The organism is Alcanivorax sp. UBA3183 (assembly GCF_002364155.1).
Taxonomy (GTDB): Bacteria; Pseudomonadota; Gammaproteobacteria; order Pseudomonadales; family Alcanivoracaceae; genus Alcanivorax; species Alcanivorax jadensis.
In genome coordinates, this window is sequence record NZ_DEXN01000003.1 from 268 (window position 1) to 566 (window position 299).

Sequence of the window (299 nt, forward strand, 5' to 3'; positions counted from 1 at the left end):
GCGTTGATCTTGGACAGGAAGTCAGCGTGAGGAACGGTTACTTTACCGTCCTGGTGACCACACTGCTTCTCGTCGGAAACCTGGTTTTCGATCTGGATACAGCACGCGCCAGCTTCGATCAGCTGCTTGGCCATCAGGTAGGTAGCTTCCGGGTTACCGAAGCCAGCGTCGATGTCAGCGATGATCGGAACAACGTGAGTTTCGAAGTTGTCGATCTTGCTGATGATGTCTTTCTGCTTGGCTTCGTCGCCAGCTTCTTTGGCATCGTCCAGAGCACGGAACAGGTGGTTCAGTTCCCA

Annotated in this window: 1 pseudogene; it reads right to left on the reverse strand. The window is 53.8% G+C overall.

Going from position 1 to position 299, the window contains the following annotated elements:
• Positions 1-299, reverse strand: a pseudogene (locus tag B3Q33_RS00150) (isocitrate lyase/phosphoenolpyruvate mutase family protein); the annotation flags it as partial.